Source organism: Clavibacter davisi (assembly GCF_052751415.1).
In genome coordinates this window covers 556,530-569,309 of the sequence record NZ_CP199882.1, presented here as the reverse complement: position 1 = coordinate 569,309, position 12,780 = coordinate 556,530, and the positions used below count along the sequence as shown (strand labels likewise).

The window sequence follows — 12,780 nt, the reverse complement described above, 5'->3', positions numbered from 1 at the left end:
CGCGCTCCCGTCGGTGGTGTCCCGGGGGAACGTCCAGGGCGGTCGCGCGCATTCCCGGAGCCGGTCCGGGGAGCGGGGCGGTGCCGCCGCCCGGCGCGGTCGCGCCGGCGCGGATCAGGCCGGCGCGGATCAGGCTGGCGGCACCCGCGCGGCGGAGAACTGGTGGCGGGGCGCCCGCAGCGCGCGGAAGGGATCCGTCCCCGCGAGCCCCTGCAGCCCCGGCGCGAGGACCCCGAGGACGCCGACCACAGCGACCAGCACGACGACCAGCCGCGGCCACCCGGAGGCGACCGTGTGCGTGACCGCCATGGGCTCGAGCAGGTTCACGCCCACGAGGAAGACCGTCGCCGAGACCGCGAGCGACATGGCCGCGCCGTCCGCGATGCCGACGACCGCCAGCACGACGAGCACCCACAGGCCGTACCAGGGGTAGACGACGGGCGACATCGCGACGATGCACGCGAACGCGAGCGCCAGCCGGGCCTCGCCGGAGAGCGTCCGGGTGGTGAGGATGCACCACGCCGCGCCGGCGAAGCCGATGAGGATGCCCGCGGTCTTGATCCCGCCCTCCACCGCTTCGCCGGGGCCGCCGAGCACGTCCACGAGCGGACCGATCGCGCCCGCCGCGAGGCCGAACGGCATGAACCAGGACACGACCGACACGGGGCTCGAGAGGGCCGAGATCCAGCCGAGGCCGACGCCGAGCAGCTCCCCGCCGAGGGCGAGGAGCCCCATCGCGACGATGCCCGACGCGGTCCAGGCCGCCCAGACGCGCGGGTCGCGCGTGGGCGCGCGGAGGCCGACGACGGCGCCCGCGGATCCGTCCACCGCGACGCCGGCGGGCGCGCGGTCGTCGACGCGGCGCGCCCGCATCTCCGCGTGCACGATCGCGACGACAGGCAGCGCGACGAGGGCGATGGGCTTCACGGCCACGGCCGCGGTCACCAGCAGCACCGCCAGCACGGGCCGCGAGTCGATGGCCGCCAGGAGGCCGGCGACGAGCAGGCCCATCATGAGCGCGTCGTTGTGCGCGGCGATCACGAAGTTGAAGCTCACGAGCGGGCTCGCCGCGAGGAACCAGAGCGCCCGCACGGGATCGATGCGGCGCCGGCGGGCGATCCGGTAGCCGCACCACACCATCAGCACGACGCCCGCGACCGACACGAGACGCGCGGCCACCACGGCCCACTCGATGCCGATGGCCGTGTCGATGGCGCCGAGCGCCCGCTCCACGACGAGGTACAGCGGCCCGTACGGCGCCGGGTTGTGCGCCCAGAGCGGGTCGACGCCCGTCGAGCGCCAGTCGGCGAGCACCGCGGGACCGTGCTCGTAGGGCGAGAGCCCGGCCCCGAGCACCCGGCCCTGCGCGATGTAGGAGTACACGTCGCGGCTGAACAGCGGGAGGCTGAGGAGCAGGGGCGTCGTCCAGAGGGCGGAGAGGCCGATGATCGCGCGGATCGCCCGGTTGCCCAGTCGCGGGAGGAGCGCTCCGAGGAGGAGCCACGCGGCGATCATGAGGATGCCCCCGACGACCACCGCGACCGACGCTATCCCGGTCGCCGTCGGCGACACCCGCAGGCTGCCGAGCACGGCCAGGTGCGAGAGGCGGGACTCCGTGGGCGCGTGGCCGACGATGAAGGACGACACCGCGAGCGTGAGGGCGCCGCCGAAGCCGACGAGCCCGGGCAGCACCAGCGGGTGCCGCCCGAGGGCGTCGGGATCACGCGGGGTCCGCGACGCGGGTAGGTCCACGGCGGCGCGGGAGTGCGCGGGCACGACGAGGGGTCCCGTCCGGTCCGGGTCAGCGGCGCGCGGCGCGCGACACGGCCCAGACCACGCCGCCGATCACCACGACCGCGCCCACGCCGACGGCCACGAGCAGCAGCGGGTCCTCGTCCGCCGTGCGGCGGATCCGGCGACGCAGGTCGGCGATGCCGTCCTTCGCGCGGCGCCGCACGTTCAGCTTCGACTCCAGCGCGTCGAGCGTGGCGGCGATCTCCTCGCGGGTGTGCTGGATGTCGAGCTTCAGCTCCGCGCGCGAGCGCGGGCCGACGGGGCGGGGGCGATCAGTGCTCATACTTGCCGGTCCCCTTCACCGCGTCGACGTCCTCCTTGAGGCTGTCCACGGTCTCCTCGGGCGTCGGCGGGACGCCCTTCTTGAGCCACCGGATGCCGAGCAGCGCGAGCACCACCGTGATCAGGAGGAAGACGCCCGCGACGATGAGCGCGGAGAGCCACGGCGAGAAGGCCTCGGACAGGCCGAGGATCGCGGCGGCGACGAGCACCAGGAACGCGATGAACGCGAAGAAGAGCGCCACGACGAGGAAGCCGGCGCCGATCCCCGCGTGCTTGAGCTTGGAGACGAGCTCGTTCTTGAACGACTCGATCTCGTCCTTGACCAGCTGGACGATGAGGGTCGGCAGGTCGGCGACGAGCCGGACGAGCGAGCGCTTGCTCTTCGGATTGAGATCCTGATCCGTCATGCGGGGTTCCCTCCTGGGGATGGGCGGGCGGGTCAGCGGGAGGTGCCGGAGCCGTTCGGCTCGGGCGAGGCGGGGTCCATGGTGGGGTACGAGGTGGACGCGCTGGAGGGCGTGGATCCGGTGGAGGGGTCCTTCTTGCCGCCGGTGACGGTGCCGACGACCTTCTTGGCGCCGCCGACGACCGCGTGCGCGACGTCGGGGGTGTGGTCCTTCACGAAGCCGGCCGCGTTGTCGACCTGGCGCTGGACCTTCGGGTCGTCCCAGACCTTCTTGGCGTTCGTGCGGATCTGCTCGTAGCGCTTGCGTCCGGCGCGGGCGCCGAGGACGTAGCCGACACCGGCTCCGGCGACGAAGAGAAGCTTGCCTTTCATGGGAGATCTCCGATCGTTGAGGGGGCACGTGGGGCGCACGTCCGTTCAGCGTATCCCTCCGGCGCACCCGCGTGGTCGGGGGCGGCCGGGCGGGCGCTGCCCGGCCAGGGGGCCGGCGCGGATCGCATCAGCGGCCGAGGACGCGGTCGGCGGCGGCCGACGCGTCGGCGACGACGGAGGCGAGGCCCGTGCCCGCGACGGCGGATCCGGTGATCTCGAGGCCCGGGTGCTCGGCCGCCTCGTCGCGCACCGCCTGCACGCGCTCGCGGTGCCCGGAGGCGGCGAACGGGAGGGCGTTGGTCCAGCGCACGCGGGCGGATCCGGTGGCCCGGCCCGCGAGATCCGTCCCGAGCAGGGCCGACGCGTCGCGCACCGCGATCGCCGTGAGCTCGTCGTCCGGGACGCCCGCGGTGTCGTCCTGGCCGCCCGCGCGCCCGTAGGAGAGGCGGAGCACGTGGCGGTCGCCCGCCAGCTCCTTCAGCCACGGCCACTTGGCGGTCGCGTGCGTGAGGGCCTTCGCGCGGACGTCGGGCACGTCGGCGGAGACCAGCACGCCCGTGCCGCGCGGGGCGGCGTCGAGCTCCGGCGCGCGGACGACGAGCGTGACGAGCTCGACGGAGGACGGCTCGGGCCAGCCCTCGGTGACGGCGCGCGGCGCGAGGCCGGAGAAGAGGCGGATGAGGCCGGCCGCCGGGATCGCGAGGACCACCGCGGCCGCGTCGATGCCGCGGCCGTCCGCGAGCTCGACGTGCCAGTCGTCGTACGCGGCGGCGCCCTCGTGCGACCGGTGCCGGTGCACCGACCCCGCGGCGAGGGAGGTGCGCACGTCGACGCCGAGGCGCTCGAGGTCGGCGACGAGCGCGTCGACCAGGAGGTGGACGCCGCCCACGATGCCGCTCACGGCGGATCCCGCGGGCGAGGCGGCGCGCATGGACGCGACCGCGCGCCCGAGCGACCCGTGCTCGGCCAGGCCGGCGCGCAGGCCCGGGGCCACGGAGTCGGCGTCGACCTCGTCGGGGTGGGCGCTGTGCACGCCGGAGACGATGGGGGCGACGAGCCGGTCGACGACGCGGTCGCCCATGCGGGCGCGCACGAGGCCGCCGAGCGTGCGCTCCTTCGCGCCGACGGAGGCCGGGAGCACGAGGTCGGCCTTGGCGCGGGCGACGCCGAGGCGTCCGATGGCGGTGGCGATGGTGCTGTCGAACGGATGCGCGGGGATCCCGAGCAGGCCCGTCCGCGGGAGCTGGATGGCGCGCTCGGCGAGCTGCACCCACGCGCCGTCCGGGTTCGGCTGCACGATGCGGTCGGCGAGGCCCAGCTCGCCGAGGTACGCGGCGACCGTGCCGCGGCGGGTGGCGAAGCTCTCCGCGCCGCTGTCGAGGCGGAGGCCGTCGACCACGTGGGATCCGACGGTGCCGCCCAGCTCGGGCGACGCCTCCACGAGGATCACGCGCTTCCCGGCCAGGGCGCAGGCGCGGGCCGCGATGAGGCCGCCCACCCCGCCGCCGACCACGACGACGTCGGTCGGGTCGACCTCGCCAGCCGCCTGCCGCGGGTCGCTAGCCACGGACCAGGTCCACGATGCGCGTGAGCACGGTCGGGTCGGTCTCGGGCGGCACGCCGTGCCCGAGGTTGAGGATGTGCGCGGGCGCCGCCTTCCCGCGCTCGAGCACGTCGCGGACGTGCGCCTCGAGGACGGGCCAGGGCGCGGCCAGCAGCGCCGGGTCGACGTTGCCCTGCACGGGGACGGATCCGCCCAGGCGGCGCGACGCCTCGTCGAGCGGGATGCGCCAGTCGACGCCCACCGCGTCGACGCCCACGTCGTGCATCGCGCCGAGGAGCTCGCCCGTGCCGACGCCGAAGTGGACGAGCGGGACGGTGCGCCCGTCGGCCGCCGTGATGGTGCGCACGTGGTCGAGCGCGAGCGCGGACGCCGGGGCGACGCGCTGCGTGTAGTCGGCGAGCGAGAGGCCGCCGGCCCAGGAGTCGAAGAGCTGCGCGGCGGAGGCCCCCGCCATGACCTGCGCGCGCAGGAAGACGCCCGTGATCTCGGCGCACCAGCGCATGAGCGCGTCCCAGGCGTCGGGATCCGCGTGCATGAGGCCGCGCGCCGCGATGTGGTCCTTGCTCGGCCCGCCCTCCACCAGGTAGGCGGCGAGGGTGAAGGGCGCGCCCGCGAAGCCGATGAGCGGGGTGTCGCCGAGCTCCGCGACCGTCCGCGCGACGGCCTGGCGGATGGGCTCGAGCGCCGCCGGGTCGAGCGCCGGCAGCGCGGCCACGTCGGCGGCGGTGCGGACGGGCTTCTCGAGCACCGGGCCGCGGCCCGCGACGATGTCGACGCCGACGCCCGCGAGCTTGAGGGGGATGACGATGTCGCTGAAGAAGATGCCCGCGTCCACGTGGTGTCGGCGGACGGGCTGCAGCGTGATCTCGCTCGCCATCTCCGGGTCGAGGCACGCGTCGAGCATGCGGGTGCCGACGCGCAGCTCCCGGTACTCGGGCAGCGAGCGGCCGGCCTGGCGCATGAACCACACGGGTGCGCGGTCCCCGCGACGGCCGCGGTACGCCTCCACGAGCAGCGACGACGCGGTGCGGGTGTTGAGCGGGTGCTCCGCGGGGAGCGGGAGGGCGGCGGATGCGGGCGCGGGGGCGGAGGATGCGGGCGTGATCACGGAGGAGATCATCGCATCCCCCGCCTGCGCGCCCGCTCGACTGGGGACGCGGCAGGAGGACGGGACGGCTGCGGGCGGCCGACGGCCGGGTCCGGCGGCGGCGAGGCAGGGCACCCTCACCGGCCCCGACCACACGGCCGGGAGGTTTACCATGGACTGTGCTCATATGTCTGACGGCGAGTCATCACAACGCCAGCTTCGAGGTCCTCGAGAAGCTGTCCGTGGCCGCACCCTCCGTCGCCGGCACGCTCATGGAGCAGAACGACTTCATCGCGGGGGCCGTGGTCCTCGCCACCTGCAACCGCTTCGAGGCCTACCTCGACGTGGAGGAGCCCCTCACCGCCGCCCGCGCGCTGGCCGTCGAGGCCACGGTCGACGTGGTCAGCGGCGCCAGCGGCATCGACCGCGACGACGTCCGCGGCAGCGTCGACGTGAAGTGCGGGGACGCGGTGGCCGAGCATCTGTTCGCCGTGTCCTCCGGGCTCGAGTCCGTCGTCGTCGGCGAGGGCGAGATCGCCGGCCAGGTGCGCCGCGCGCTCGAGGGCGCGCGCACGGGCGGCACCACGAGCACCGGCCTCGAGCGGCTCTTCCAGACCGCGTCCAACACGTCGCGCGGCGTCAAGACCCGCACGGGCCTGCAGAGCGCCGGGCGCTCCATGGTCCGCCTCGCGCTCGACCTCGCCGAGAGCCGCATCGCCGACTGGTCGGCCACGCGCGTCCTCCTCGTCGGAACGGGCGCCTACGCGGGCGCGAGCCTCGCGGCGCTCCGCGACCGCGGCGTCGTCGACGTGCACGTCTACTCCCCCTCGGGCCGCGCGCAGAAGTTCGCCGGCCCCCACGGCATCCCCGCGGTCGAGGGGCGCGACCTGCTCCGCGCGCTCGCCGCCTCCGACATCGTCGTCACCTGCAGCACCGCGCCCAAGTCCGTGCTCGCCGCGCACCACCTGCAGGCCGCGGCCGCCGTGTCCGGCGACGGACGCCGTCGCCTCGTCATCGACCTCGGGCTGCCGCGCAACGTGGATCCGGACGTCGTCACGGTCGACGGCGTCGAGCTGCTCGACCTCGAGACCATCAGCCTCCACGCCCCGCTCCGCGACCTCACCGCCACGGACGACGCGCGCGAGATCGTGAGCACGGCCGCCGCCGAGTTCCGCGCCGCGAGCGCCGAGGACGAGGTGGCCCCCGCGGTCGTCGCGCTCCGCACCCACATCTTCGACGTCCTCGAGGGCGAGCTGGAGCGCGTCCGCAAGCGCGGCGACTCGTCCGAGGCCACCGAGAAGGCGCTCCGCCACCTCGTGAGCGTCCTCGTGCACCAGCCGTCCGTCCGGGCCCGCGAGCTCGCGCGGCAGGGCGAGGGGGCCCGCGTGGTCGACGCCGTGCAGGCGCTCTTCGGTCTCGACGTGGAGATGCCCGCCGCGGTGTCCTCCCCCGTCGCCGTCGCGCTGCCCCGCACCGGTGAGGCGGGCTCGGCGTCGTGAGGCCCCGCGTCCTCCGCGGCCCGCGCCTCGACGCGCCGCTCCGGATGACGGATCCCGTGCGCACCGAGCGCCTCGTGCTCCGGCCCTACACGGCCGACGACCTCGACGACTTCGCCGACATCCAGCGCCGCCCCGAGGTGGTCGAGTACATGTTCTGGCCGCTCCGCGACCGCGCCGCCTCGAAGCGGCACCTCGCCGACCGCCGCCGCAAGACCCGGCTCGAGCAGGGCCACGACTTCCTCGGTCTCGCCGTGGAGCTGCCCGACGAGCCGAGCCTCGCCCCGCGGGCGGGCACCGGCCGCGTCATCGGCGACGTGTCCCTCCTCCTCCGCAACGTCCCGTCGCGGCAGTTCGAGGTGGGCTGGGTGATGAACCCGGACTTCGCCGGCCGCGGCTACGCCACGGAGGCCAGCCGCGCCCTCATCGACATCGCCTTCCGGCGCGCCGGCGCCCACCGTGTCGTGGCGCAGCTCGACTCCCGCAACTCGTCCTCCGCGCGTATGGCCGAGCGCCTCGGCATGCGCCTCGAGGGGCGCTTCCGCGAGGAGCACCTCGTCAAGGGCGAGTGGGTCGACAGCCTCTACTACGCCGTGCTGGCCGACGAGTGGGCGGCCATGCCGCCGGCACCCTGACCCGGAGCCGCACCGTGCACGGAGACCTGCCCGCGATCGACCCCGTCGACGTGCGCGGCCCGATCCGCACGTCCCGCCTCGTCCTCCGCCCGTTCGCGCCCGACGACCTCGTGGCCGTCGACGGGTACGCGACCGCCCCGGGGGCACGGGCGCACCTCGCCGGTCCCCCGGCGGGCGCGCGACCCGACGCGGCGCGCCTGCTCGCCGATCGCCTGGCGTGGACGCGGCTGGCCGCGGTCGGCGACCGGTTGGCCCTGGCCGTCGAGCTGCCGGCCCAGGGCCCGCGGCCCGCGCATGTGGTCGGCGAGGCGCACGTGCGGCTGCGCGAGCCCGCCTCCCGCCAGGCCGAGCTGGGCGTCGTCCTGCACGAGGACGTGCGCGGCGCCGGCATCGCGGGAGAGGCGGCCGACCGGGTCCTCGAGCTCCTGTTCGAGGAGGTGGGCGTGCACCGCGTCACCGCCCGGGTGGACGCGCGGGACGCGGCCGCCCTCGCGCTGGCCACGCGCCTCGGCATGCGCCGGGAGGCCCTGCTCGTGCACGACCGATGGGCCGAGGGCGCGTGGGCCGATACCGTGGTCGTCGCCCTGCTCGACGTCGAGTGGGCGGCTCGCACGAGCCTCGACGGACTGTAGGAGGACCGCGTGACCTCGACCCCCGACCCGGCCCGCGGGCCCGTCATCCCCGTCCTGGACGACGACGACGATGACGACCTCGACGAGCTCGACGACCTCGACCGGACGGACGGCTCCGGCGCCCGCGGATCCGACGGGCCGCTCGGCGCGCCGCGGGAACGGCCGCTGCGCGTGGCCGCGCTGGCCCTCATCCGCGACCGGCGGGTGCTCATGGTGCGCGTCACGGGCCAGGACGTGCTCTACCTGCCCGGCGGCAAGATCGAGCCGGGCGAGGGTGCGCGGCAGGCGCTGATGCGCGAGGCCGCCGAGGAGGTCGGGCTCGACATCGACCCGGCGACCGTCGAGGACCTCTTCACCGTCCTCGCCGACGCCCACGGCGTGCACGCCGGACGGCTCGTGAGCATGACCGTCTACCGGGCCGAGCCGCGGGACCGGTCGCAGCAGCCCGTCGCCTCCGGCGAGATCGCCGAGGTCGAGCTCGTCGGATCCGCCGACGCCGACCGCTGCCCGCCCGCCGGACAGGAGGCCCTGGAGCGCCTGGTGGCGCTCCGGCTCATCGACTGAGCGGCGCGTCCCCGTCGGCGGAGGGGTCGCCCGCGTCCGCGGCGTCCGCGGAGCCGGGCGCCACCGGGTCCTCCCCCGCGGACGGCGCCGCCAGCTCGGCCGCGCGCGTGGCGCGCACCTTCCGCCGCTGGTCCACGAACGCGAGCACGGCCGCGACCGTGGCGATGCCGCCCGCGACGAGCGTGCCGGTGACCTCGCCGACCCCGTCCACCTTCATGGCGGCCACGAGGATCGCGACCGTGAAGCCGGCGATGACGACGCCGACCGCGAGGATCAGCCAGGAGAGGAGGCCCTTCGCGCGCGCGTCGGGGGTGCGGGTGGCCATGCGCCCATCCTCCCACGCGGGTGCCGGGCCGTCCGGGAGCGCAGGTCGCGGGCACGCCCGGACGAGGGCGACCCTCCGGCCCGAGCGTCCGGTGTGAGCCGGGTGACGCCCGCGCCCGACCGGCGTAGCGTCGGAGACGTCACATCCACCGAACGAAGGAGCGCCCATGAGTGCGGACGACAAGGCCCAGAACACCGGCGAGAAGCTCGCGGGGAAGGCCGAGGAGGCCTTCGGGAAGCTGACCGGCGACGACAGCAAGGTCGCCGAAGGCGAAGCGAAGCAGGCCGGGGCAAGCGCCAAGCAGGCCGGCGAGAACGTGAAGGACGTCTTCAAGAAGTAGGACCTTCGGAGGGACGTCCCTCCTGAGAGGCGAGGGGCCGGATGCCGAGCATCCGGCCCCTCGTCATGTCCGGGCGCGGGAGGCGCGGCGGATCAGGTGCCCGGATCGGTGTCGGCCAGCGTCCGGAGCGCGCGGCGGTCCGGCTTCCCGGACGGGAGCGTCGGCAGCTCCTCGACGCCGCGGACGGACGACGACCCGGCGACGCGGCCGAGGCGCGCGGCCAGCTCGCGGCGCACGCGATCGGCGAGCCCGGGATCCACCCCGCCGGGCACGAACACCACGGGACGCTGGCCCCACCCCGCGTGCTCGCCGGGCACCGCGACGGCCTCGCCGAGGCGCGCGTCCCATCCGGCGAGCGACCGCACCGCCTCCTCCACCGCGGCGAGCCGGAGCTTCTCGCCGCCGGAGATCACGACGTCGTCGAGTCTGCCGCTGATGCGCAGCACGCCGTCGACGAGCTCGCCGCCGTCGCCCGTGCGGTACCAGCGGCGGCCGTCGTGCTCCCCGAACGCCGCATCCGTCGCGGCCGGGTCGCCGAGGTAGCCCTCCGCGAGCATCGGGCCCGCGAGCTCCACCTGCCCGTCGACCACGGCGACCTCGGCCGTCGCGACGGGCACGCCGTCGTAGACGCAGCCGCCCGCGGTCTCGCTCGACCCGTAGGTGCGGACCACGCGCCAGCCGAGCGCAGCGGCACGGTCGACGAGCTGCGCCGGCGTGGCCTGGCCGCCCACGAGGATCGCGTCGAGGCGGCCGACGCCGTCGCGGATCCGGCGCGCGTCGTCCCCCGCGGGCGCGGCCTCCGCGGCGTCCACCAGCCGGTGCAGCTGCGTGGGCACGAGCGACGTGAAGCGGGCGACGCGCGCGTCGAGACCCGCGGCGGCGTCCGCGAACGCGTGCGGGTCGAACCGCCCGGGCGGCAGGACGACCGGCGCCGTCCCCGCGGCGATGGACCGCACGAGCACCTGGAGGCCGGCGATGTAGTGGGTGGGCAGCGCGAGGATCCACCGCCCCGGCGCCCCGAGCGCGGTCTGCGACGCGGCGGCGCTCGCCAGCAGCGCGTCCGCGGAGAGCGCCACGCGCTTGGGACGCGAGGTCGTGCCGGACGTCTCGACCACGAGCGCGACGCGGCGCTCCACCTCGACGGGCGGCGGCGGATCCCCGGCGGCCGCGGCCGCGTCGACCGGCCGCGCGAGCAGCGCCGGCCCGTCGCCCGCGAGGGCCGCCCGGAGGAGCGGCACCACGTCCGCGCCGGATGCCGTCAGCCGCTCCAGCCGCCTCACGGCACCAGGCCCGCGCGGATCAGAACTGCCACGGGAACGGCGACCAGTCGGGCGCGCGCTTCTCGAGGAAGGAGTCGCGGCCCTCGACGGCCTCGTCCGTGCCGTAGGCGAGGCGCGTGGCTTCGCCCGCGAAGACCTGCTGGCCGACCATGCCGTCGTCGACCGCGTTGAAGGCGAACTTGAGCATGCGGATCGCGGTGGGCGACTTGCCGAGGATGGTCTCGGCCCAGTCGAGCGCCGTCGTCTCGAGCTCGGCGTGCGGCACGACGCGGTTCACGGCGCCCATCTCGTACATGCGCTGGGCGCTGTGCTCCTCGGCGAGGAAGAACACCTCGCGCGCGGCCTTCTGGCCCACCTGGCGGGCGAAGTACGCGGATCCGTACCCGCCGTCGAACGAGCCGACGTCGGCATCGGTCTGCTTGAAGCGGCCGTGCTCGGCCGACGCGATGGTGAGGTCGCACACGACGTGCAGCGAGTGCCCGCCGCCGGCCGCCCAGCCGGGCACGACCGCGATGACGACCTTGGGCATGAAGCGGATGAGCCGCTGCACCTCGAGGATGTGCAGGCGTCCGGCGCGGGCGGGATCCACGCCCTCCGCGGTCTCGCCCTCGCCGTACTTGTAGCCGTCGCGCCCGCGGATCCGCTGGTCACCGCCGCTGCAGAACGCCCAGCCGCCGTCCTTCGGGCTCGGGCCGTTGCCGGTGAGGAGCACGACGCCGATGCGCGGATCCTGACGGGCGTCGTCGAGCGCCTGGTACAGCTCGTCGACGGTCCGCGGGCGGAAGGCGTTCCGCACCTCCGGCCGGTCGAACGCGATGCGCGCGATCCGCCCGGTGAGGTCGTGGTGGTACGTGATGTCGGTGAAGCCCTCCGCGAGGGGCACGTCGCGCCAGCGGGTGGGATCGAGGATGTCGGAGACCTGCTTCACCATGACGCCCAGCCTAGGCGCCGGGTGCCCGGCCGTCCGCGGCCGGGCACCGGTCGCCGGGCGCCGCGGGTGCGAGGCTGGACCCATGCTCCCCGCCCTGGACGATCTCCTCGCCACCGCCCGCGTCGTCGCCCTCCCCCTCCGCACGCGCTTCCGCGGCCTCGACGTCCGCGAGGCCGTCCTGATCGAGGGCCCGCACGGCTGGACCGAGTTCTCGCCGTTCGTCGAGTACGACGACGCCGAGGCCGCCGCCTGGCTGGAGGCCGCGATCGACTTCGGCTGGACCGAGCCGCCCGCGGCGCTCCGCGACCACGTGCTCGTGAACGCGACGATCCCGGCGATCCCGGCCGAGGGCGTGGCCGGGGTGCTCGCGCGGTTCCCCGGCTGCCGCACAGCCAAGGTCAAGGTCGCCGAACGCGGCACGACGCTGGCGGACGACGTGGCGCGGGTCACCGAGGTGCGCCGCCTGCTGGGGCCGGAGGGCCGCGTGCGCATCGACGCGAACGCGGCCTGGAACGTGGACGAGGCCGAGCACGCGGTGCACGTCCTCGCCGAGCACGACCTCGAGTACGTGGAGCAGCCGTGCGCGACGGTCGAGGAGCTGGCCGAGCTGCGCGAGCGGATCCGCCACCTGGGCGTGCCGGTCGCCGCCGACGAGAGCGTGCGCAAGGCCGACGACCCGCTGCGGGTGGCGCGCGCCGGCGCCGCCGACCTGCTCGTGATCAAGGCGCAGCCGCTCGGCGGGATCCACCGGGCGCTCCGCATCACGCGGGACGCGGGCCTGCCGGTCGTGGTGTCCAGCGCGTTGGACACGAGCATCGGCATCTCGATGGCCGCGCACCTCGCGGCCGCGATCCCCGAGCTGCCCCACGACTGCGGCCTCGGCACGGTATCGCTCTTCGTCGAGGACGTGGTGGCGGAGCCGCTCGTGCCGGTCGACGGCCGGATCCCGGTGCGCCGCGTGACGCCGGACGCACGGCTCCTCGACGCCCATGCCGCGGACGCGGACCGCCGGGAGTGGTGGCTCGACCGGATCCGCCGCACGCACGCCGTGCTCGCGACGCGCGCCTGAGCC

Annotated in this window: 15 protein-coding genes; 6 read left to right on the top strand and 9 right to left on the bottom strand. The window is 75.7% G+C overall.

Features of this window, described 5'->3' with window-relative positions:
* Positions 1–129 precede the first annotated feature (129 nt).
* The 6 genes from mptB to hemE form a co-directional block, all read right to left on the bottom strand.
* The gene (gene mptB, locus ACU4ZT_RS02820; RefSeq protein WP_254654575.1) at positions 130–1,776 is read right to left on the bottom strand and encodes a polyprenol phosphomannose-dependent alpha 1,6 mannosyltransferase MptB; all 1,647 of its coding nucleotides are present in this window, start codon (positions 1,774–1,776) and stop codon (positions 130–132) included.
* Positions 1,777–1,801: 25 nt separating this feature from the next.
* Positions 1,802–2,077, bottom strand: coding sequence for a DUF3618 domain-containing protein (locus ACU4ZT_RS02815; protein ID WP_063072415.1), 276 nt, complete (start codon positions 2,075–2,077; stop codon positions 1,802–1,804).
* Positions 2,067–2,483 (bottom strand): phage holin family protein, encoded by a 417-nt coding sequence (locus ACU4ZT_RS02810; protein WP_063072416.1) that lies wholly within the window; start codon positions 2,481–2,483, stop codon positions 2,067–2,069. The genes ACU4ZT_RS02815 and ACU4ZT_RS02810 overlap by 11 nt, the downstream gene beginning before the upstream one ends.
* A 32-nt stretch (positions 2,484–2,515) precedes the next feature.
* A complete protein-coding gene (locus ACU4ZT_RS02805) occupies positions 2,516–2,854 on the bottom strand; it encodes a YtxH domain-containing protein (RefSeq protein WP_445337819.1) in 339 nt (112 codons plus the stop codon).
* 127 nt (positions 2,855–2,981) lie between these two features.
* Complete coding sequence (gene hemG, locus ACU4ZT_RS02800) at positions 2,982–4,421, bottom strand: protoporphyrinogen oxidase (RefSeq protein WP_445337818.1); 1,440 nt, start codon at positions 4,419–4,421, stop codon at positions 2,982–2,984.
* On the bottom strand, positions 4,414–5,538 hold the full coding sequence (gene hemE, locus ACU4ZT_RS02795) for a uroporphyrinogen decarboxylase (protein ID WP_414748416.1): 1,125 nt from the start codon (positions 5,536–5,538) through the stop codon (positions 4,414–4,416). Before hemE ends, hemG begins: the two co-directional genes overlap by 8 nt.
* Positions 5,539–5,684: 146 nt before the next feature.
* Between hemE and ACU4ZT_RS02790 the strand changes: the two genes are divergently transcribed.
* From ACU4ZT_RS02790 to ACU4ZT_RS02775, 4 genes are read left to right on the top strand one after another with little or no spacing between them, the layout of a single operon-like run.
* Positions 5,685–7,004 carry a glutamyl-tRNA reductase gene (locus ACU4ZT_RS02790; protein ID WP_063072420.1) on the top strand — a complete coding sequence of 440 codons (1,320 nt, stop codon included), beginning with the start codon at positions 5,685–5,687 and terminating at the stop codon, positions 7,002–7,004.
* The gene (locus tag ACU4ZT_RS02785; RefSeq protein WP_445337817.1) at positions 7,001–7,636 is read left to right on the top strand and encodes a GNAT family N-acetyltransferase; all 636 of its coding nucleotides are present in this window, start codon (positions 7,001–7,003) and stop codon (positions 7,634–7,636) included. The genes ACU4ZT_RS02790 and ACU4ZT_RS02785 overlap by 4 nt, the downstream gene beginning before the upstream one ends.
* Before the next feature lie 14 nt (positions 7,637–7,650).
* The gene (locus tag ACU4ZT_RS02780) at positions 7,651–8,268 is read left to right on the top strand and encodes a GNAT family N-acetyltransferase (RefSeq protein WP_445337816.1); all 618 of its coding nucleotides are present in this window, start codon (positions 7,651–7,653) and stop codon (positions 8,266–8,268) included.
* 9 nt (positions 8,269–8,277) lie between these two features.
* The gene (locus ACU4ZT_RS02775; protein WP_270980232.1) at positions 8,278–8,832 is read left to right on the top strand and encodes an NUDIX hydrolase; all 555 of its coding nucleotides are present in this window, start codon (positions 8,278–8,280) and stop codon (positions 8,830–8,832) included.
* On the opposite strand, the gene ACU4ZT_RS02770 is transcribed toward ACU4ZT_RS02775, so the two are convergent.
* Positions 8,822–9,157, bottom strand: a complete 336-nt coding sequence (locus ACU4ZT_RS02770) for a hypothetical protein (RefSeq protein ID WP_414763712.1) — start codon at positions 9,155–9,157, stop codon at positions 8,822–8,824. The two genes, ACU4ZT_RS02775 and ACU4ZT_RS02770, sit on opposite strands and share 11 nt — an antisense overlap.
* Before the next feature lie 166 nt (positions 9,158–9,323).
* Here ACU4ZT_RS02770 and ACU4ZT_RS02765 point away from each other — a divergent pair, with 166 nt between their 5' ends.
* The gene (locus tag ACU4ZT_RS02765) at positions 9,324–9,497 is read left to right on the top strand and encodes a CsbD family protein (RefSeq protein ID WP_015489305.1); all 174 of its coding nucleotides are present in this window, start codon (positions 9,324–9,326) and stop codon (positions 9,495–9,497) included.
* Between the two features lie 92 nt (positions 9,498–9,589).
* Here ACU4ZT_RS02765 and ACU4ZT_RS02760 read toward each other — a convergent pair whose 3' ends face one another.
* Positions 9,590–10,777 carry an AMP-binding protein gene (locus tag ACU4ZT_RS02760; protein ID WP_270980238.1) on the bottom strand — a complete coding sequence of 396 codons (1,188 nt, stop codon included), beginning with the start codon at positions 10,775–10,777 and terminating at the stop codon, positions 9,590–9,592.
* 19 nt (positions 10,778–10,796) lie between these two features.
* A complete protein-coding gene (locus ACU4ZT_RS02755; RefSeq protein ID WP_063072422.1) occupies positions 10,797–11,708 on the bottom strand; it encodes a 1,4-dihydroxy-2-naphthoyl-CoA synthase in 912 nt (303 codons plus the stop codon).
* Positions 11,709–11,790: 82 nt separating this feature from the next.
* Between ACU4ZT_RS02755 and ACU4ZT_RS02750 the strand changes: the two genes are divergently transcribed.
* Positions 11,791–12,777 (top strand): o-succinylbenzoate synthase, encoded by a 987-nt coding sequence (locus ACU4ZT_RS02750; RefSeq protein WP_414748418.1) that lies wholly within the window; start codon positions 11,791–11,793, stop codon positions 12,775–12,777.
* The last annotated feature ends 3 nt before the right edge of the window (positions 12,778–12,780 follow it).